This is a genomic window from Neisseria canis (assembly GCF_900636765.1).
GTDB lineage: Bacteria > Pseudomonadota > Gammaproteobacteria > Burkholderiales > Neisseriaceae > Neisseria > Neisseria canis.
In genome coordinates, this window is the sequence record NZ_LR134313.1 from 1,713,141 (window position 1) to 1,733,183 (window position 20,043).

Consider the following 20,043-nt stretch of genomic DNA (forward strand, 5'->3'; position numbering starts at 1 on the left):
AACGAATGCCGCCGGATTCGGCGGCTTGGTTTTACCGTTTGGATTTAACGTTCGTTTTTCATCAGGCGTTGTTTTTCGCGCTTCCAGTCGGCTTCTTTCATGCTTTGGCGTTTGTCGTGTTGCTTTTTACCTTTCGCCAAACCGATATCCATTTTGATATAGCCGCGGTGATAATGCAGGTTTAAAGGAACAATCGTGTAGCCGGCGCGCTCGGTTTTGCCGATTAGCTTGTTGATTTCCGATTGCTTGAGCAGCAGTTTGCGCTGGCGTACGGGGTCGGGCTTTACATGGGTGGATGCGGTAGGCAGGGCGGTGATGTGGCAGCCTACCAAATAAAACGCATCTTTTTTCCAATGGATATAGCTTTCTTTCAATTGTACGCGGCCGGCCCGTATGGCCTTGACTTCCCAGCCGTCCAACACCAAACCGGCTTGGATTTGGTCTTCGATAAAATAATCGTGAAACGCTTTTCTGTTGTTGGCAATACTCATGGCATAAGCTTTAAAATACATTCAGACAGGCATTGTAGCATATGCCTGTCTGAAAAATCAGGTTGCTTGGATTAATGTAAAACGGCTGACGGTATGGCCTTGATGCTCGACTTTTTCGGTAAACATGGCAGCAGGGCGAACCCAAAGGCCGTATTCTCCGTAAAGAGCGCGGTAAACCACCAGCCATTCTTCTGTTTCCGAATGCCGCGCCAGCGCCTGCACTTCGTAGAGGTTGCCTTTATAATGGCGGTAGATGCCGGCAGGAATATCAGGCTTGTCGGGTAACGTGTTTTGCATGATATGCGGCGATTTTGTCGATGGTGGCTTGGTCGTTGGGTGAGAGAACACGCTTGAGCGTTTTAAAGCGCAATGCCTGAGAATCCTGCTCTTCAGCTTCCGAACAATAGGCAGACTGGTTGCTTCTAAGGTGGGCAATGATTTCGTCAAGTTGTTTGAGCGCGGTTTCGTAAGTGTTCATGATTATCCGGTCTTATGGGCAGTAAGTTAAAAATGATAAATTAATGGCAGGTTTAAAAAAAACCTGCCATATCTGTTTGATTGGAATCCATCCAACCCAATATTAATTAAGCGGCTTGAATATTAGCAGCTTGTTTACCTTTGGGGCCTGAAGTTACATCGAAAGAAACTTTTTGACCTTCTTTCAAAGTCTTGAAGCCTTCCATGTTGATGGCTGAGAAATGCGCAAACAAATCTTCGCCGCCCTCATCGGGAGTGATGAAACCAAAACCTTTAGCGTCGTTAAACCATTTAACAGTACCGGTTGCCATGTAATACTACTTCCTATAACAAAAAAATTAACAAATGAAAGCAAAATCAGGCAACGCTGTAAAACTAAAAGCCATCGATCTCTCCAAAAGCTATTATTTTTATTGATGCCGAGCTCTGCTTGATGTCTTTTTACCTGTGTAAAGCATGTGCGTCAAGTAATGTTTTGGAAAAAGATAAAAATTTATTAAAATGGGAAAAAATACAACAGAAAACGGGATATTATGAGTCAAAAAAACCGTAATGATGCAGATAGTGCCACGCTGGGTAATCAGGCACGAACACGGCCGCCGAAAAAATATGGAGTGTACCTTCTGAACGACGATTACACCACAATGGACTTTGTGGTAGAGGTTTTACGCGAAGTATTCGCACTGACGCACGAACGTGCAGTAGCGGTGATGTTGTTGGTACATCACGAAGGTAAAGGTTTGTGTGGTATTTATACGCGTGATATTGCGGAAACCAAGCAATATCAGGTAACGGAGCGGGCAAAGCAGGAAGGTTGCCCGCTAAAATGCAGCGTAGAGGAGATATAAGTGATTTCAGCCGAATTAGAACGTATTTTGCAATACATCTATGCCGATGCCAGAGCGCGCGGCTATGAGCTTATCAGTTTGGAACATCTGTTGCTGATTTTAATCGAGCAATCGGATGATGTGCATAACCTGCTAAAAGCCCTCGGTGCGGATTTGCAGATTTTGAGCAGCCAGCTGATGAATTCCGTGGTGGAAAATACACCGATGCTGCCCCAAGATGCTATAGGACAGATAGAAACCCAGCCCACTATCGGTTTCCAACGTGTTTTACAGCGCGCCATCATACATGCCCAATCCGCAGATAAGCATGAGGTGTTGCCTATGGACATATTGGTGGCTTTGATGGGTGAAAAGGAGTGTCCGGCTGTATATTTTCTAAGCCTGCAATCAATCGGCCGCTACGAAATCCTCAACTATCTTGCACATGGCGAAAGCCATACAGACGGAGCGGATTACCGCTCTGTGGGCGAAAATACAGATTCAGATGAAAAAGGTAAAGATGCTTTGGGCAGCTATACGGTCAATTTAAATGCTGAAGTGCGTGCAGGAAGGATAGACCCTTTAATCGGTAGAAAACATGAAATGGAGCGCCTGGTGCAGGTTTTGTGTCGGCGTAGAAAAAACAATCCGTTGTTGGTGGGCGAAGCCGGAGTGGGCAAAACAGCGTTGGCGGAAGGTTTGGCACACCAGATTGTGAACCATCACATTCCTGAAACTTTGAAGGATGCTGTGGTTTTTACTTTGGATATGGGCGCGCTGCTGGCCGGTACGAAATACCGTGGCGACTTTGAGGCCCGGGTGAAAGCAGTGTTGAAAGCGTTGGCTGATATTCCGAATGCAATATTGTTTATTGATGAAATCCATACCATTATCGGAGCAGGCAGCACATCGGGCGGAACGATGGATGCTTCAAATCTGCTCAAGCCAGCTTTGGCTAAAGGGCAGCTACGCTGTATCGGTGCCACCACTTACGATGAATATCGGACAATTTTCGATAAAGATCATGCTTTAAGCCGACGTTTTCAAAAAATTGACGTAGTGGAACCGTCGGTTGAAGAAACCGTGCAGATTCTGCGTGGGTTAAAGCCTATGTTTGAAGATTTCCACCAAGTTCGGTACACGCACGGGGCATTGGAGGCTGCTGCCGAATTATCTGCCCGTTATATCAACGAACGTTTTTTACCTGACAAGGCAATCGATGTGGTTGATGAGGCCGGTGCCGCACAACGGATCTTGCCTAAATCCAAGCAGAAAAAAGTCATTGGAAAAGCCCAAATCGAAGCTGTGATTGCCAAAGTTGCACGAATTCCTGAAAAAACAGTTTCTCATGATGACAAACAGGTGCTGCAATATTTGGCGCGTGATTTGAAAAATATGGTGTTCGGCCAGGAAAAAGCCATTGATGCCTTGGTGGCCGCAGTAAAAATGTCCCGCTCGGGCTTGGGACAACCCGACAAACCCATCGGCAGTTTTTTATTTTCAGGGCCGACAGGAGTCGGGAAAACAGAAGTTGCCAAGCAATTGGCATTTTCGCTTGGTGTGCCGCTGCAACGGTTTGATATGTCGGAATATATGGAACGGCACGCTGTATCACGTCTGATTGGTTCTCCGCCCGGATATGTAGGCTTCGAGCAGGGCGGTTTGCTTACAGAAGCTGTGAACAAACAGCCTTATTGTGTTTTGCTGCTCGATGAAATTGAAAAAGCACATCCTGATATATTCAATGTGCTGCTCCAGGTGATGGATTACGGTAAATTAACCGATAATAATGGAAAAAGCGCCGATTTCCGTAATGTGATTATTATCATGACCACCAATGCGGGTGCGGAAAGCCTTAGACGTCCTACTTTGGGCTTTACCAATCAACGGGAACGCGGTGACGAGATGGTGGCCATCAATAAGACGTTTACGCCGGAATTCCGCAACCGTATTGATGCAGTGATTCCTTTTGCGCCGTTGAGCGAGCCGATTATTGCAAAAGTGGTAGATAAATTTCTGCTGCAATTGGAAAAACAGCTGCTTGATAAAAAAGTGGAGGCAGAATTCACGCAAGGTTTACGCAACTATCTGGCAGAGAAAGGTTTTGATCCGCAAATGGGCGCACGGCCTATGCACCGGTTGATTCAAGACAAAATCCGTAAAGTGTTGGCTGATGAATTGTTGTTCGGTAAGCTGGCCGACGGTGGTTTCGTGAGAATAGATTGGAATAATAAAAAAGAAGCAGTTATGTTGAAGTTTGACAAGGTCGGGCAGAAACAAACAGCGACGGCTGATGTTTAGTGTTTGACTGAATAAGCCAACCATCTTAAATTTGCGTTAGGTTTGTGTATGATGAAATCAGGATAAAAATAAGTTGATTTGTTAATAAATGCCTGTCTGAAAACTTTCAGACAGGCTTAGATTCGAATTTCAAGTGCAACACTCAGGCAGTAGAGGTTGGAACAGATTCAAGAATAAAACACTTGGCGTTTCATAGCCAAGTGTTTTTCTTGGCCTATGGTTCAGTTCATCTTGAACCCTGCGTATCTCCCGATGGCTGATGTTGCGGAAATCGGTTTGTTTGGGGAAATATTGGCGGATGAGTCCGTTGGTATTTTCATTCAGCCCTTTCTCCCAAGAACGGTAGGGGCGGCAAAAATAGGTTTCTGCCTCCAATGCTTGGGCTATTCGGATGTGTCGGTAGAATTCTTTGCCGTTATCCATGGTCAGGGTGTGTACCCTGTTTTTATGCGCCTTCAATACCCTGATGACTGCGCGGGCGGTGTCTTTGGCTTTGAAGTTCTTCAATTTGCAGATGATGGTGTAGCGGGTAACCCGCTCGACCAAGGTCAGTAATGCGCTTTTCTGATCTTTGCCGACGACGGTGTCGGCTTCCCAGTCGCCTATACGGGATTTTTGGTCGACGATGGCGGGTCGGTTTTCAATGCCGACGCGGTCGGGTACTTTGCCTCTGCTCCATGTACTGCCGTAGCGTTTACGGTAGGATTTGCAGGCTATTCTGAGATGCTGCCACCAAGTGCCGCCGTTGCTTTTGTCTTGACGCAGATAGCGGTAAACGGTGCTGTGGTGGAGCGTGATTTGGTGGTGCTTGTACAGATAGGCGCACACTTGTTCGGGACTGAGTTTGAGTCGGATGAGGGTGTCGATGTGTTGAATCAGCCGGGAATGGAGCTTATAGGGTTTTCGCTTACGCTGTTTGGTAAGCCGGCTTTGCTGTTGGGCTTTTTCGGCGTTGTATGGCTTTTTCTGTGTACTGTGCCGTCTGATTTCGCGGCTTATGGTGCTTTTGTGGCGGTTAAGCAGTTTGGCGATTTCGGTGACGGTGTGGTGGCGGGATAGGTATCGGATGCGGTATCGTTCGTCTTGGGTCAGTTGTGTGTAGTTTATATGCAATCTTTCTTGCAGGAAAGGCCGTATGCTACCGCATACCGGCCTTTTTCTGTTATGGAAAGTTGCACTTCAAATCCGAATCCGCCAGGCATTGTTTATGAGTTAATGCGGTTATCAGCAATCATGATAGGAGCTGTTAACAGCATTAACCTTTGGAATTTCTATAATAAGGAAAGGCGTGCTGCGTATTGAGGAAAACGCAATGAAATTGACCGGAAAATTTTCCTTTATTCTTGAAGTAATGCGAGCGGTGTTTTAAATTCAATATAGCTAGAACCACTGTGGTTTTGCTGTAATATTAGCCAATATAAATTAGTTTCTGAAAAAATCAGGCGGGTATGTACCGTATGTACCTGCCTGATTGATGTTACTTTAACTGATATTACAGCGCATCTTTCAAAGCTTTGCCTGCACGGAATTTCGGGGTTTTCGCTGCAGCAATAGTCAAAGGCTCACCAGTTTTGGGGTTGCGGCCTTGACGTTCAGCGCGTTCGCCAACGTAGAAAGTACCAAAACCTACCAAAGTTACAGTATCGCCTTTTTTCAATGCATTGGTTACAGCATTCATCATACCGTCCAAAGCTTTGGTTGCGGCGGCTTTAGAAATATCAGCTTCTTGAGCAATTGCTTCGATCAATTCAGACTTGTTCACAGTTAAGTCCCTTTCTATCGTTGTAAATTTATGAAACCCTCAAGCGGTTGGTTATCTGCTGAGAATGTAGCGCGTTAATGAAAGATACGGTTTTCTTGCATTTGCGCCTTTATAGCAAGTATAAAAAGCAGGTGTCAAGCAAAAAGGTACGAATGGTAAGGCTTGTCGGCGGTTTTAACCGTTTACATCAGACCTTTACAACACATTTTACTTTTTTTAATGTTGCGTCGCTTTCGTGCTTGACTTGGTGCGGCGCCTTGTTTTAGATAAAGCAGGCGCTTCAATCGGTTCAACGGGGGAAGTAACACCACTTTCAGGCTGGCGTTCCAAGCCCAGAGCCAATACTTCGTCTATCCATTTTACCGGATGGATTTTCAAACCCTCTTTCACATTTTGCGGGATTTCTTCCAAGTCTTTAACGTTTCCGTGAGGAATCAAGACATGTTGGATACCGCCGCGCAAGGCTGCCAGAAGTTTTTCTTTCAAGCCGCCAATCGGCAACACTTCGCCGCGCAAGGTAATTTCACCTGTCATGGCAACGTCGGCACGCACAGGAATGCCGGTAAAAGCCGACACTATCGCCAAAGTCATGGCAATACCTGCACTCGGTCCGTCCTTTGGTGTGGCACCTTCGGGAACGTGAACATGCACATCGTTTTTCTCGTAGAAATCAGGCGCAATGCCAAGTGCTTCAGCGCGTGAGCGAACTACCGTCCAAGCAGCGGAAATGGATTCTTGCATCACATCGCCGAGTTTGCCGGTACGTACGATATTGCCTTTACCTTTCATCACAGCGGCTTCGATGGTCAGCAATTCGCCGCCTACTTCCGTCCAGGCCAAACCTGTTACTTGTCCGATGCGGTTTTCACTTTCCGCCACGCCGTAATCGAAGCGGCGCACACCTAAATAATCATGCAGGTTTTTATTGCTGACTACGATGGTTTTAGGCTTGATTTTACGTGTTTTGGTTTTTTGGGCGTCTTCTTTCAACTGCACGCTCATAACCACTTTGCGGCAGATTTTGGCAATCTCGCGGTCAAGCGAGCGCACACCTGCTTCGCGCGTATAGTAGCGGACAATATCGCGCACGGCACTGTCTTTGATTTCCACTTCGCCTTCTTTAACACCGTTACGTTTCATCTGTTTAGGAATCAGATACTGCATGGCAATATTGATTTTTTCATCTTCGGTATAGCCGGAGAGACGGATGATTTCCATACGGTCGAGCAGGGCAGGCGGAATGTTCAGGCTGTTGGAAGTGGCAATGAACATCACGTCGCTTAAGTCGAAATCCACTTCAACGAAGTGATCGGCAAATGAATTGTTTTGTTCCGGATCAAGCACTTCCAATAAAGCACTGGCCGGATCGCCACGGAAATCATTACCGAGCTTGTCGATTTCATCCAGTAGGAAAAGCGGATTTTTAACTTCTGCTTTAATCATATTTTGAATGATTTTGCCGGGCATTGAGCCGATATAGGTGCGACGGTGGCCGCGGATTTCGCTTTCATCGCGCACGCCGCCCAAAGCCATACGCACATATTTACGGCCGGTAGCTTTAGCAATCGATTCGCCAAGCGAGGTTTTACCGACCCCGGGAGGGCCTACCAAACACAAAATAGGGCCTTTGAGCTTGTCGGTACGTTTTTGCACGGCCAGATATTCAAGAATCCGTTCTTTCACTTTTTCCAAGCCGTAGTGGTCTTCGTTTAAAACCGAATCGGCTTTGGCAATATCTTTGATAACACGTGTTTTCTTCTTCCACGGCAATTCGAGAAGGGTGTCGATATAGTTGCGGACTACCGTTGATTCGGCCGACATCGGCGGCATCATTTTGAGTTTTTTGAGTTCAGACAGGCATTTGTCTTCTGCTTCTTTGCTCATTCCGGCGGCTTTGATTTTGTTTTGCAAAGCTTCCAGTTCGCCGCGCTCGTCTTCTTCGCCCAACTCTTTTTGAATTGCTTTCACTTGCTCATTGAGGTAATACTCGCGTTGGGATTTTTCCATCTGGCGTTTTACACGGCCGCGAATACGTTTTTCAACCTGCAAAATATCCAATTCGGCTTCAAGTTGGCCAAGTAAAAACTCCATGCGCTCGATAACGTCTGCTTTTTCCAAAATCATTTGGCGCAATTCCAGCTTCAGTTGAAGATGTGAAGCAATGGTGTCAACCAAGCGGCCGTTGTCTTCAATGCTGTGAATGGTGCCGACAATTTCAGCCGGAATTTTTTTATTGGATTTTGTAAATTGGTCGAATTGCGACAATATTGCCCGGCGCAGTGCTTCTGCGTCCGCAGCTGCGGTTTCTGTTTCGTCGATATGCTCGACTTGGGCGGAAAAATAATCCTCTCCGCTCTCGATGGAAACGGCACGGGCACGGCGGATGCCTTCTACCAAAACTTTAACGGTTCCGTCCGGCAGTTTGAGCACTTGCAATACATTGGCCAGCGTGCCGATTTGGTAGAGATTGCCAACAGAAGGATCTTCATCGTTCGGATCGCGCTGCGCAAGCAGAAAAACAGGAGAATCCTTTTTCATTGCGGCTTCCAGCGCGGCGATGGACTTTTGCCTGCCTACGAAAAGCGGCAGCACCATGTGCGGATAAATCACTACGTCACGCAGCGGTAGGAGCGGCAGAGTGCCGTAATCCTCAAGTTGTTTGTTTGCCATAATTGAATTCTGCTTTCTTTAAAACTGATTTGAATGAGCGTGAAGTTGGGTCGGTAAATTTGTTTTTCAAGGGATCGGGCTGTATTGTTTCAATAGAGATTTGGGTATTGAGGCGCATGGATTGAAAAAGGCTTTTGCGTTAAAATACAGGCTTCCGTTTTCAGACAGGCATTCAGTATAGCTTAGAAAGTAAAATGTGGTGAGTTTAATTTGAATAATGGTAAATCAGACTCTATATAATGCCTGTCTGAAAAAATAAATTTAGGAAAGTAGATATGTCTGAAGAACAAAAAACGCTGATTGAGTTCCCTTGTAAATTCCCTTTAAAAATTATGGGTGCCAAACACCCTGATTTTCCGGCAGAAGTTATCAAAGCCGTAAATGAACATGCGCCGGATGCTCGTGAGGAGCATTTGCAGTACCGTGAAAGCTCAAGCGGAAATTATACGGGGCTGACTCTGCCTGTGTTGGTGGAAAATCAAGAGCAGCTGGATAATATTTACCGCGCACTAACTTCACATCCTATGGTAAAAGTGGTTTTGTAAATATGAAAATCGTGCACTTAGGGCAGGCTGAATATTTGCCTACTTTTGAGGCAATGAAGAAATTTAATGATTCACGCACCGAAAGCACGCAAGACGAGCTGTGGATAGTGGAACATCCGCCCGTGTTCACGCAAGGTTTGGCCGGGAAACCCGAGCATTTGTTAATCCAAGATGATATTCCCGTTGTGCAAATCGACAGAGGCGGGCAGGTTACTTATCACGGCCCCGGGCAATTGGTTGTTTATACCATGATCGATTTCAAACGCCGTAAAACAAGCGTGCGCCGAATTGTTACCGCTTTGGAAAACAGCATTATTGATACTTTATCGTCTTACGGAATATCAGCTTATGCCGAACCCAAAAGGCCGGGGGTGTATGTTGAAAGTAAAAAAATTGCTTCTCTGGGTTTGAGAATTAAAAACGGTTCGGTTTATCACGGATTGGCATTGAACGTAAATATGGATTTGAAACCTTTTACCCATATCAACCCTTGCGGTTACGCAGGATTGGAAATGACGCAAATAGCCGATTTTGTAAAGCCTTGTCCTCCTCTGACTGAGGTGGCTGAGAAGCTGACAATTAATTTGCAAGAAAAGCTGGCGATTTAAAGCGGCGCCTTATGTTTTACCCTAAGAAAATTTAATGTCACAAATATTTAAAGATATAAATTGAAATTTAATAATTAAAGCCTCAAGAGAATTGCGAAAGAATACTTGAAATGAATAATGAAATACCTGCCAAACTTGATAATGCCCAAGGTGTAAAGCATAAAGGCGCAGCCAAAACAGCCCGTATCCCGATTAAAGTTGTACCTTTGGAACAAAAGCTCAAAAAGCCTGAATGGATTCGGGCTAAATTGCCAAATAATAAAAAATTTTTCGAAATTAAAAATATTCTTCGCGACCAAAAAATGCACACAGTATGTGAGGAAGCAAGTTGCCCCAATATCGGCGAATGTTTCAGTAAAGGTACGGCCACTTTTATGATTATGGGCGACATCTGTACGCGCCGCTGCCCGTTTTGCGATGTGGGACACGGCCGCCCAAATCCTCTGGATACAGATGAACCGAAAAATCTGGCCGAATCAGTTGCAGCAATGAATTTGCGCTATGTTGTCATCACTTCCGTAGATAGAGACGATTTGCGTGATGGCGGAGCACAGCATTTTGCCGATTGCATCCAAGCCATCCGCGAGCGTAGTCCGAATACCAAAATTGAAATTCTAGTACCCGATTTTCGCGGGCGATTGGATATAGCACTGCAAATTCTCGCACAAACACCCCCGGATGTGATGAACCACAATTTGGAAACCCATCCACGATTGTATAAACAGGCGCGTCCGGGATCCGACTATAAACATTCTCTTGAATTGCTGCGCCGCTATAAAGAAATGATGCCGCATATTCCTACGAAATCAGGCATTATGGTCGGTTTGGGAGAAACGGATGAAGAAGTGCGTGAAATCATGCGTGATATGAGGGCGCACAATATCGAAATGATTACCGTAGGCCAATACCTGCAACCGAGCGACGGCCACTTGCCTGTGCTGCGTTATGTAACTCCCCAGCAGTTTAAAGAATTTGAAAAAGAGGCTTACGACATGGGATTTACCAATGCTGCAATCGGTGCAATGGTAAGGTCAAGCTATCACGCTGATGAACAAGCAGAGCATGCTTGGAAAAACGAAGCGTAAAATAGTATGATCTAGGCAAACTAAGAATAGGCCTGTCTGAAATTTTCAGACAGGCCTATTCTTTAAGTAATTAAACACATCGCTTGTGTAGGAAATATAAAGTATGTATAATCCACAGGTTTTTAACCTTGCCTTTCGCTTTCGCATGGCAAAAGGCTGTTTAAACCGTAAGGAGATAACATGCGTCATTATGAGATCGTGTTTATCGTTCATCCTGATCAAAGCGAGCAAGTTCCCGCTATGGTTGAGCGTTACAAAGCACTTGTTACTGAAAACGGCGGTACAATCCACCGTTTGGAAGATTGGGGTCGTCGCCAGTTGGCATACCCGATTAACAAAATTCACAAAGCACATTATGTTTTGATGAACATTGAAACTGCTCCTGAAGTAGTGGATGAATTGGAAACTGCATTCCGCTTTAACGATGCAGTATTGCGTCATCTGACCATCAAAACCAAAGCTGCGGTTACCGAAGCTTCTCCGATGATGAAAGACGAGAAGTCTAAAAGCTTGCTGGGCGCAGAAGCCGCACCTGCAGAAGTTACAGAAGAAGCCGCTGAAGCCTAAGTTTGGATAATTTATTCCAAATAACTGCCGAACTGACCCAAACCAAAGAGCTGCGTTACACACCTGCAGGTATTCCTGTTTTAGATGTGGTACTTAAGCATGAATCTTGGCAAACAGAAAACGGACAAAAGTGTTTGGTTAAGTTTGAATTACCTGCAAAAATTGTGGGCGAACAGGCTAAAAGCTGGCAGTATCGAGAAAATACCATGGTGGCAGTAAACGGTTTTTTAGCACAGCGCAGCCAGCAGATATTCAAGCCGATACTGCGGATTCAAAATATTCAAGAATATAAAGGTTAAACGACAATGGCTCGTCAATCATTTAAACGTAGAAAATTCTGCCGTTTCACGGCTGAAAAAATCCAAGAAGTGGATTACAAACAAGTTGATTTGCTGAAAGATTTTATTTCTGAAAACGGCAAAATCATTCCTGCCCGTATTACCGGCACCAAAGCCCGCTACCAACGCCAATTGACTACTGCAATCAAACGTGCACGTTTCTTGGCATTGCTGCCTTACACTGATCAACACAAATAATTTGGGAGAGTCAGACTATGCAAATTATCCTGTTAGAAAAAATCGGTGGATTGGGCAACTTAGGTGATGTGGTTACCGTTAAAAACGGTTATGCCCGTAACTATTTGATTCCTCAAGCCAAAGCAAAACGCGCAACTGCTGAAAACTTGAAAGAGTTTGAAGAGCGTCGTGCTGAATTGGAAGCAAAACAAGCTGCTATTTTGGCTGATGCAAAAGAGCGTCAGTCTAAATTGGATGGCCAAACAATTACTGTTGCTCAAAAAGCAGGTGTAGACGGTCGTTTGTTCGGTTCTGTTACCAATGCGGATATTGCAGAAGCCATTAAAGCCAGCGGTGTTGAAGTGGTTAAATCCAACGTACGTTTACCCGACGGCCCATTTAAAGCAATCGGTGAGTATGAAGTAGAAGTTGCTTTACACTCAGACGCTGTAGCCACAATTACTATAGCAGTTGTTGGCGCTACCGAATAACAGCTGAGTAACTAAATAAACTGGAACCCTTTAAAGTCAATTTGAGATTTTAAAGGGTTTTTTATTAGATTAATTATTAGGGGTAAAGTAGATTAGCACCAAGTATCACAACAAAAGTAGTAGTGAAAACCCCTACGGTCTTGGTATAATATTTAAAGCTAATTTGCTTAAGCCACAAATTTTATTCAAAAACTCTTCTATTAAATCGCCGTCTACTGATTTGGGCGCTCGCTTATGATTCGCTGAAATTGATGGTGTTTACTTAAGTTGTCGCCCAACTCAACCGCAATAATCACCACATCCGTATTTGCTACGGCGGCAATTTATGATAGTGCGGTAAGTAGTTCAACTGCATTTCTCCTACATCAGCTTAAACGACTGTGACAACATGTTTGTACGATTTCTCCTACTGAAGCACATTACGACTAAACACGGTTGATATCGTTTTATGCATGTGACAACCACGTCGTGAGATTGATAGTAAAGTGCTTATTTTAAGGTATCAGCGAGGTAAGCCCTTGGTAAGGGCTTTTTCCGCGCGTTTAACAGCCAGCTGCTCTTTCCAATCCATATAACGTCCGCGGTAGCGCGCTTTCATCAGGTTGTCGAATTTGCGCTGCACGGTCAGATTCCAGAGGCTGTGTGCTTTAACTGCCCAACTCTCATCCCAAGCACGCAATGAGATGGAAAAGGAGCCGTCGAGGTATTTCATCCAATGCCACCAGCCTGTGGGCATAAATAATGTGTCGCCGTGTTCTAAAAAGCATTCGATGCCTTCTACGCCTTCGAGAGCGGGGAAGCGTTGGGTATCAGGGTGTTCGACGCTGTAATCTTCCAGAGCGTAGGTAGCGTAGGGTATGCGGTAGAGCCGTTCTTTCCATTTGTAATCGAACAGGATAATGTGTTTGCGTCCGAAATGGGTGTGGAAGATATGAGCCATGTCGATATCGTAATGCAGAAAGGTTTCCGAGCCGGCTCCGCCGAAAAACATGGTGGGGTATTTGTCGAGAAAGCCACCCATCAAGTCTTTGGGAAAAATGTAATCGTTGAGCAGATTAGGGGCGTGTTTGATGGGGTCGAACAGGAAAATCCGCAAATCGGTAGGTTCGCGTTTGATCAGGTCGATGTAGTCGCCGAATTTCATCTCTGTGCTGGCTGCGTTAATCGGGGCTGCGGGATCGGCTTTGCTGCTGTCGTAAAGTGGAACGGTAATGTCGCCGATGGTCTCTTTCATGTAATCCAACGACCATTTGTTGTGTGCAGGCCAGCTTCGGGCCATGTTTTTAATTACCAGCGGACGGCGGGGTTTGAGATAGTATTGGCGGAAATCTTCGCAGCTGATGTTGTCGACCACGTCAATCGGGGTAAGTTTGAAGCCCATGTTGGTTCTGTAATTGAAAGTAAAGTTGTAATTTTAGTTAAATTTATTTGGCAGGCAAACTGTTTTTATATAAACGGGGTGCTTTGTTTATAAACGATGCCTGTCTGAAAGCTTTTCAGACAGGCATCGTTTGAGGGTTTAAAAATTAATAGGCGGATATGTCGAATCGTTGGCCGCGGCTGCCGTCGCAGCGGTATAGGCCGATTTGATTTTTAAGTTTGCCTGCATCCAAGCATTTGTTGTTGAGCTCGCTGCGGATGGTCCTGCCTTCGCGGTACCATTTTTGGTTGCTTTTGCCGTGGCATTGATAGGCAATAACAGGCGCACCGTCGTGGGTTTGGTTGCCGGCCACGTCTAAACATAATCCTTTTACATGGATGTTGTTATTGGAGAAAGTGAACTGTTGGTTGCTTTTACCGTGGCAAGTGTGGGCGATGATGTCTTTATTGTTTGCACCGCTTAAGTCAAGACATTTATCATCAGCAGTTTGGATAAGGTAAGTGCGTGATTGTTCATGCCTGCGTGGAAGCGGCTTGCGCTCGGAGCGTGGCGCTTCTATGCGGGTGTCAGTATTGATATCTTCGGGATGGACTATATAAATGCAGCCGCCTAATATTAAGGGGAAAAGATACAAACAGTGTTTCGATTTCATAAATTGTTTCCTTGTTATATTGTGTTTGATTAATTTTGTAGACCATCTTATACAAGCATTTTTGAAATACTCGGTTTCATGCTTCTTATGGTTTAACGGATGGTAAATGCCTGTCTGATATTTTCAGACAGGCATTGATGTTTAATAGCAATATCTTGAAAGTTTATTCTTTATCTTCTTTATTATCTTTTTTTGGTGCGGGCTTTTTTGCTGCCAAGCCTAAAGATTTTTGCCATTGGGTCGGAGATTTTACCAATTCTAAGGCTTTTCTCAATTGATCGTCTTTGGCAGGATTGGGCTCGCGGCGCGAAGAGAGGTCTTCCTTCTCTTCTTTTTCATCTTTTTTTGTCCCGGATGAGGATTCATCAGGTTCGAAGATGTTGCCGTTTACTTCCGTACCGCCGCTCGGGTTACCGATATGGCCGGCAAGATCGGCTTCGCGGCTTTCAAATAAGCGCTTTTTATCTTTCACTTCTACATCCGGCACGATGCCTTGAGCTTGAATCGAGCGGTCATGAGGGGTGTAGTAAAGAGCGGTGGTTAGTTTAACCGCACCGCCGTTTGAAAGCGGCAATACGGTTTGTACTGAGCCTTTACCGAAGCTTTGCGTACCTACGACAACGGCGCGTTTATGGTCTTGCAGCGCACCGGCTACGATTTCGGAAGCTGAAGCGGAGCCTGAGTTGATCAAGATGGTAATCGGAATATGTTTCATTTCAGCGGGTACGCCCGACAGCGGGTCTTGCCCCATACCGATCATATAATCTTTTTTAACGGAAGAAAGTTTCAAGCCTTCTTTGCCGTCACGTCCTTTGGTGCTGACTACCGGTTGGCCTTCTTTTAAGAAGGCGGCCGATACACCTACCGCACCGTTGAGCAAACCGCCCGGATCGTCGCGCAAGTCGATAATCAAGCCTTTGAGTGCGCCGCTGTTTTCTTTATGCAAGGCTTTGAGTGCGTCATTGAGGGCGGCAACCGTGCGCTCTTGGAATTGGCTGATACGCACATAACCGTAGCCCGGCTCAAGCAGCTTGTGTCGTACGCTTTTTACTTTAATGACGGCGCGGGTAATTTTTACGGTAATCGGTTTGTTAACATCTTTACGGGAAAGGGTTAAGGTAACGGATGTTCCGGGTTTGCCGCGCATTTTCTTCACGGCTTCGTGTACGGTCATACCTCGGGTGGATACGCCGTCGATTTTGGCAATAAAGTCGCCGCTTTTTACGCCGGCACGTTCGGCGGGTGTGTCTTCAATCGGGGCGATTACTTTTACGAAGCTGTCTTCCGCTCCGATTTCCATGCCCAAGCCGCCGAATTCGCCTGAAGTTGACTCTTTCAGGTCGGTATAGTCTTTTTTCGTCATAAACTCAGAGTGCGGATCCAATCCGGCAACCATGCCTTTCATGGCGCCTTCGAGCAACTCTTCGTCGGTTTTGTCTTGATAATAATTGGCTTTAATCTGCCCGTATACCTCTGCCATGGTGCGGATAGATTGCACGGGCAGTGGGTTTTGGCTGCTTTTTTCTGCCGCATAGCTTTGAACGCTCAAGCTCAGTGCTACGCCGCTGAATGCGCCGAGGGTATAAAGGGCGACTTTTTTCAAAGTGGAATTGGCCATTATTCTTGCTTTCTCTTTCTTTCCGTTCTGTCGGAGGACAGTTGTGAACTGTGGAACTTTATTGGATTTATTTTTCAGGAGCAACCAATGATGGGTAAAAATATGCTAATAAATCGTTACCTTATCCATGAAAGCGGGTTCATAGGCTGGTTGCGGTAGCGTATTTCGAAATACAAACCTTGCTCGCCGGCAGGTAAAGTGCCGCTTGTGCCGATGTAGCTGCCGGAGCCGACATTGGCACCGCCGCTCACGCCGATACTGTTGAGGCCTGTGTAAATGCTGACATAGCCGCCGCCGTGATCTATTACAACCGTATTGCCGTAGCCGCCAAGTGTACCGGCATAGGCGACGGTGCCCGATGCAACGCTGCTGACACCCGAAGGAGGTGTGGCGAAAAATACGCCGCGCCATGTACCGCCGGTGGAGCGCGCTTGGCCGAAGCGGCCTGCAACACTGCCGCCCACAGGTTTGTGTAATCTGCCTTGCATACGGCTGAAGCTCCCGCCCTGGCTTTGATCAGGGCCGGATAAAGCGCGGTCTTCTGCGGTAAGGTTGCCGCGGGGAATGGTGTTGTTTTTTTGTTTGGTTTGTTTTTGTGCTTGATTGGATTTTTTGATGCGCTCTTGTGCGGCTTGTTTGCGGCTTTGGGCCTGAGCTTTTCGGCTGGCGGTGTTGCGGCGTGAAATATCTGCGAGGATATTGTTCAGCCGGCGCTCGTCTTCGCGCAGTTTTGCGATTTTTTGTGTTTGGTTGCTGATTTGGGCATTGAGTTCGTTGCTTTGTTGCTGCGCCGTGCTGCGGGTTTTGCCCAGTTTTTTGAGGGCGGCCTGCTGGGCTGCTTTCAGTTTTTTCAAGCGGTTCAGCTCGGTATCGATGGCTTTTTCCTGTTGCTCCAGCTCTTTTTGCTGTTTGACCAGATTGTGTATGACTTGTTCGTTGGCTTGGTTGATGTGTTTGATATATTGCAGGTAGCGGGCTTTTTGGCCGGGCTCTGCATTTTTTAGAAACAGTGAAATGGAATTGGGCTGACGGTTTTTATAATGGCCGGCGAGCAGGCGGGTGATTTGCGCTTTGGTGCCGGTTACTTCGGTTTTGACTTGTTCCAGCTCGCTTTGCAGTTTCTGCAGCTGGTTCCACGCTGCATTCTGCTGGCGGGTAATGGCGGCCAGCTCTCTGCGGGCTTTTTCCAATGCGTTCAGACTGGCACTGAGGGCGGCTTGGGCGCGGCGCTGGGCGGCCTGTTTTTGTTTCAGGTCGGTTTGCGCGTTGCTGATGGCTTTTTGAATATTGTGGAGCTCTTTGGGGCCGGGCTGTGCAAATGACGGGGCGCTCAGGCACAAAAGGGCAGTGAGTAACAGGGGTTTCAGTTGCATGGTTGATTATGGTTAAGCAGACGAAATTTTACCGGATTATAACGGATTTGCGCTTACCGGGCAGCCCTATTGTATTTAGTGGATTGATACCCATATTGTGCATTATCTTTACACATCAATTGATATATGAAATCCAGCATGAATCTGACAGATCATTTTCTGATTGCTTCTCTTTCTATGAGCGATATGTTTTTTGAAAACAGCGTGGTGTATTTATGCGAACACAATGAAGACGGCGCATTGGGCGTGATTATCAACAAGCCTTCTCCCGTAACTATGGATTTGGTGTTTGAAGCGGCGGGGCATCATACGCCGGAACGGTTTAAGGGCGAGTGGGTGATGATGGGCGGGCCGGTGCAGATAGACCGCGGCTTTGTGGTGCATATGCCGATTGGTTCGTGGCAGAGCAGCCTTGCGGTAAACGACCATGTGGCGATGACGACTTCACGCGATATTATCGAGAAACTCAGCCAGCCGGATTTGGTTGAGAAAGCAATCATTACCATCGGCTATGCAAGCTGGTCGAAAGGGCAGCTGGAACAGGAGTTGATGGACAATTCTTGGCTGACCGTACCGGCTGATGAGCAGATTCTGTTTGATTTGCCGCATGAAGAGCGTTATGAGGCGGCATTGGCAAAATTGGGCGTGTCGCCGCAAACCTTAATGGGCGGAGCGGGGCATGCCTGAGTTGATTAAGGCGCCGCGCGGCACGGCTTTGGCTTTTGATTTCGGCGAAGTGCGCATCGGGGTGGCGCAAGGCGACGCGGAACTCGGTTTGGCGCATCCGCTTGCGACTGTAACGGGCGAAAGCAATGAGACGAAGTTTGCCGCCATCGATAAATTGGTTAAAGAGTGGCAGCCGAACTATTTTGCCGTGGGGCTGCCTACTTACACGGATGGCCAAGAGCATGAGTTAACCCGCTTGTCGCGCAAATTCGGCCGCCGTTTGCACGGGCGCTACCATCTTCCCGTGTATTGGGTGGACGAGCGTTTGTCATCGGTTTATGCCGAAGGCTTGCTGGCTGAAGCGCAGGTGTTCGGCCGCAAGCAGAAAAGCGTGCTTGACCAAGTGGCGGCGCAGGCGATTTTGCACAGTTTGTTTGAAGGCGGTGCGGTCGAGTGTTTTAGCGGAGAGCAGAATGGGGATGCCATGCCTGTCTGAAAACCTTTTCAGACAGGCATGGTCATATGAATTACAGGTAAAACGGCTTGTTAAACATACTTAAATAATTAAACCTAAGAGGATATGCAATGAACTTAATGGATACTTTAATCGGCGCCGCAAGCTCTGCGCTTAGCGGGTCGGGCAGCCAAAACACGGCGCTGCAACTGGTTATGCAGCTGATGCAGCAAAACGGCGGAGCGGGTAATCTGATTAACCAGCTTCAGCAAGGCGGTTTGGGCGACATATTGAATTCGTGGATTTCCAACCAAAGCAGCAATGAATCTGTGTCCGCTTCCCAGATTCAAGACGCTTTGGGCGGCGGCATGCTGGAAAAAGCTGCTTCCGCCGTGGGTGTGGACAGCGCGCAGGCAGGCAGCCTGCTGTCCCAATATCTGCCCCAGATTATCGACAGCCTCACGCCTAACGGCAGCGCGGCTGATGCCGACGGTTTCGGTTTGGACGATATTGCCCGCATCTTAATGCAGAATTTCTTGAAATAACTGCCGCAGTATACGAACCAATGCCTGTCTGAAAGATTTCTTCAGACAGGCATTGTTGTTTATTCGCTATAATGTCTGCGTTTTACATACTGAATACACTTTGAACCGAAGGAAACACAAGAAATGGATCGAGAACACATTCCTGCCGCCGTGAAAGCCAATATTTTGGGCGAGGCGCTGCCTTATATCCGCCATTTTTCCGGCAGCACTTTCGTGATTAAGTATGGCGGCAATGCCATGACGGAAGAGCATTTGAAAGAAGGCTTTGCCAAAGATGTAACCCTGCTCAAGCTGGTGGGTATTAATCCGGTGATTGTGCACGGCGGCGGGCCGCAGATTAACGAAATGCTGGAAAAAGTAGGCAAGGAAGGCGTGTTTGTACAGGGAATGCGCGTAACCGATCCTGAAACCATGGATATTGTGGAAATGGTTTTGGGGGGCCATGTCAACAAAGAAATCGTATCGCTGCTCAATCAAAACGGCGGTAAAGCGGTGGGCATTACCGGACGCGACAACCATTTTATCAAAGCGAAAAAGCTGTTTATCAACACGCCCGAGCGCAACGGGGTGGACATCGGCCAAGTCGGCGTGATCGAGAGCATAGACTGCACCTTAATCAACCAAATGATACGCGGCGGTTACATTCCTGTTGTGGCGCCGATAGGTGTGGGGCGGCAAGGAGAAGCGTTCAACATCAATGCCGATTTGGTTGCGGGCAAGTTGGCCGAAGAGTTGAATGCGGAAAAGCTGATTATGATGACCAACATCACGGGCGTGATGGATAAAGACGGCAATCTGCTTACCAACCTGACGCCGCGCAAAATCGATAACTTAATAGCAGACGGCACGCTTTACGGCGGCATGCTGCCGAAAATCAGCTCTGCCATCGAAGCGGCGACCAACGGCGTGAAGGCCGTGCACATTATCGACGGGCGCGTGCTGAATGCCTTGTTGCTGGAAATCTTTACCGATAAAGGCGTGGGCTCGATGATTTTGGGCAAAGAAACGGAATAAA

At 46.8% G+C, this 20,043-nt stretch carries 24 protein-coding genes; 13 read left to right on the forward strand and 11 right to left on the reverse strand.

Features of this window, described 5'->3' with window-relative positions:
• Positions 1 to 44: 44 nt before the first annotated feature.
• From smpB to EL143_RS08040, 4 genes are all read right to left on the reverse strand, one after another.
• Positions 45 to 491, reverse strand: coding sequence for an SsrA-binding protein SmpB (gene smpB / locus EL143_RS08025; RefSeq protein WP_085416002.1), 447 nt, complete (start codon positions 489 to 491; stop codon positions 45 to 47).
• Positions 492 to 548: 57 nt separating this feature from the next.
• A complete protein-coding gene (locus tag EL143_RS08030) occupies positions 549 to 788 on the reverse strand; it encodes a DUF1653 domain-containing protein (protein ID WP_085415931.1) in 240 nt (79 codons plus the stop codon).
• Positions 760 to 969: a hypothetical protein gene (locus tag EL143_RS08035; RefSeq protein ID WP_085415930.1), complete on the reverse strand. Its 210-nt coding sequence runs from the start codon at positions 967 to 969 to the stop codon at positions 760 to 762. Before EL143_RS08035 ends, EL143_RS08030 begins: the two co-directional genes overlap by 29 nt.
• A gap of 106 nt (positions 970 to 1,075) precedes the next feature.
• Positions 1,076 to 1,279: a cold-shock protein gene (locus EL143_RS08040; RefSeq protein WP_054618482.1), complete on the reverse strand. Its 204-nt coding sequence runs from the start codon at positions 1,277 to 1,279 to the stop codon at positions 1,076 to 1,078.
• 222 nt (positions 1,280 to 1,501) lie between these two features.
• Here EL143_RS08040 and clpS point away from each other — a divergent pair, with 222 nt between their 5' ends.
• On the forward strand, positions 1,502 to 1,816 hold the full coding sequence (gene clpS, locus EL143_RS08045; RefSeq protein WP_085415929.1) for an ATP-dependent Clp protease adapter ClpS: 315 nt from the start codon (positions 1,502 to 1,504) through the stop codon (positions 1,814 to 1,816).
• Positions 1,817 to 4,096, forward strand: coding sequence for an ATP-dependent Clp protease ATP-binding subunit ClpA (clpA, locus tag EL143_RS08050; protein ID WP_085415928.1), 2,280 nt, complete (start codon positions 1,817 to 1,819; stop codon positions 4,094 to 4,096).
• A 129-nt stretch (positions 4,097 to 4,225) separates the two neighbouring features.
• Here clpA and EL143_RS08055 read toward each other — a convergent pair whose 3' ends face one another.
• From EL143_RS08055 to lon, 3 genes are all read right to left on the reverse strand, one after another.
• The gene (locus tag EL143_RS08055; protein WP_085415927.1) at positions 4,226 to 5,203 is read right to left on the reverse strand and encodes an IS30 family transposase; all 978 of its coding nucleotides are present in this window, start codon (positions 5,201 to 5,203) and stop codon (positions 4,226 to 4,228) included.
• A gap of 385 nt (positions 5,204 to 5,588) precedes the next feature.
• The gene (locus EL143_RS08060; RefSeq protein WP_009116825.1) at positions 5,589 to 5,858 is read right to left on the reverse strand and encodes an HU family DNA-binding protein; all 270 of its coding nucleotides are present in this window, start codon (positions 5,856 to 5,858) and stop codon (positions 5,589 to 5,591) included.
• 216 nt (positions 5,859 to 6,074) lie between these two features.
• Entirely contained in the window at positions 6,075 to 8,528 is a 2,454-nt protein-coding gene (lon, locus tag EL143_RS08065; protein ID WP_085415926.1) for an endopeptidase La, read from the reverse strand.
• 275 nt (positions 8,529 to 8,803) lie between these two features.
• Here lon and EL143_RS08070 point away from each other — a divergent pair, with 275 nt between their 5' ends.
• The 7 genes from EL143_RS08070 to rplI all read left to right on the forward strand — a co-directional run bounded on the left by EL143_RS08070 (position 8,804) and on the right by rplI (position 12,339).
• Complete coding sequence (locus tag EL143_RS08070; RefSeq protein WP_085415925.1) at positions 8,804 to 9,073, forward strand: HP0495 family protein; 270 nt, start codon at positions 8,804 to 8,806, stop codon at positions 9,071 to 9,073.
• A gap of 2 nt (positions 9,074 to 9,075) precedes the next feature.
• Positions 9,076 to 9,681 (forward strand): lipoyl(octanoyl) transferase LipB, encoded by a 606-nt coding sequence (gene lipB / locus EL143_RS08075; RefSeq protein ID WP_085415924.1) that lies wholly within the window; start codon positions 9,076 to 9,078, stop codon positions 9,679 to 9,681.
• Between the two features lie 110 nt (positions 9,682 to 9,791).
• Entirely contained in the window at positions 9,792 to 10,766 is a 975-nt protein-coding gene (gene lipA / locus EL143_RS08080) for a lipoyl synthase (protein WP_085415923.1), read from the forward strand.
• Between the two features lie 180 nt (positions 10,767 to 10,946).
• Entirely contained in the window at positions 10,947 to 11,333 is a 387-nt protein-coding gene (rpsF, locus tag EL143_RS08085) for a 30S ribosomal protein S6 (protein ID WP_085415922.1), read from the forward strand.
• Between the two features lie 2 nt (positions 11,334 to 11,335).
• Positions 11,336 to 11,632 carry a primosomal replication protein N gene (gene priB, locus EL143_RS08090; protein ID WP_085415921.1) on the forward strand — a complete coding sequence of 99 codons (297 nt, stop codon included), beginning with the start codon at positions 11,336 to 11,338 and terminating at the stop codon, positions 11,630 to 11,632.
• A gap of 6 nt (positions 11,633 to 11,638) precedes the next feature.
• Positions 11,639 to 11,869, forward strand: coding sequence for a 30S ribosomal protein S18 (gene rpsR / locus EL143_RS08095; RefSeq protein ID WP_009116841.1), 231 nt, complete (start codon positions 11,639 to 11,641; stop codon positions 11,867 to 11,869).
• Between the two features lie 17 nt (positions 11,870 to 11,886).
• Entirely contained in the window at positions 11,887 to 12,339 is a 453-nt protein-coding gene (gene rplI / locus EL143_RS08100) for a 50S ribosomal protein L9 (RefSeq protein WP_085415920.1), read from the forward strand.
• Between the two features lie 502 nt (positions 12,340 to 12,841).
• On the opposite strand, the gene EL143_RS08105 is transcribed toward rplI, so the two are convergent.
• The 4 genes from EL143_RS08105 to EL143_RS08120 all read right to left on the reverse strand — a co-directional run bounded on the left by EL143_RS08105 (position 12,842) and on the right by EL143_RS08120 (position 17,363).
• A complete protein-coding gene (locus EL143_RS08105) occupies positions 12,842 to 13,720 on the reverse strand; it encodes a cupin-like domain-containing protein (RefSeq protein ID WP_085415919.1) in 879 nt (292 codons plus the stop codon).
• A gap of 145 nt (positions 13,721 to 13,865) precedes the next feature.
• Positions 13,866 to 14,372: an RICIN domain-containing protein gene (locus EL143_RS08110; RefSeq protein ID WP_085415918.1), complete on the reverse strand. Its 507-nt coding sequence runs from the start codon at positions 14,370 to 14,372 to the stop codon at positions 13,866 to 13,868.
• Positions 14,373 to 14,535: 163 nt separating this feature from the next.
• Positions 14,536 to 15,990 carry a S41 family peptidase gene (locus EL143_RS08115; protein ID WP_085415917.1) on the reverse strand — a complete coding sequence of 485 codons (1,455 nt, stop codon included), beginning with the start codon at positions 15,988 to 15,990 and terminating at the stop codon, positions 14,536 to 14,538.
• Between the two features lie 116 nt (positions 15,991 to 16,106).
• Positions 16,107 to 17,363, reverse strand: a complete 1,257-nt coding sequence (locus EL143_RS08120) for a murein hydrolase activator EnvC family protein (protein ID WP_085415916.1) — start codon at positions 17,361 to 17,363, stop codon at positions 16,107 to 16,109.
• Between the two features lie 138 nt (positions 17,364 to 17,501).
• On the opposite strand from EL143_RS08120, the gene EL143_RS08125 reads away from it, so the two are divergent.
• The 4 genes from EL143_RS08125 (at position 17,502) to argB (ending at position 20,042) form a co-directional block, all read left to right on the forward strand.
• Positions 17,502 to 18,050, forward strand: a complete 549-nt coding sequence (locus EL143_RS08125) for a YqgE/AlgH family protein (protein WP_085416001.1) — start codon at positions 17,502 to 17,504, stop codon at positions 18,048 to 18,050.
• 1 nt (position 18,051) lies between these two features.
• On the forward strand, positions 18,052 to 18,525 hold the full coding sequence (ruvX, locus tag EL143_RS08130; protein ID WP_085416000.1) for a Holliday junction resolvase RuvX: 474 nt from the start codon (positions 18,052 to 18,054) through the stop codon (positions 18,523 to 18,525).
• 89 nt (positions 18,526 to 18,614) lie between these two features.
• Positions 18,615 to 19,028 carry a YidB family protein gene (locus tag EL143_RS08135; RefSeq protein ID WP_085415915.1) on the forward strand — a complete coding sequence of 138 codons (414 nt, stop codon included), beginning with the start codon at positions 18,615 to 18,617 and terminating at the stop codon, positions 19,026 to 19,028.
• 123 nt (positions 19,029 to 19,151) lie between these two features.
• Entirely contained in the window at positions 19,152 to 20,042 is an 891-nt protein-coding gene (gene argB / locus EL143_RS08140) for an acetylglutamate kinase (protein WP_085415914.1), read from the forward strand.
• The last annotated feature ends 1 nt before the right edge of the window (position 20,043 follow it).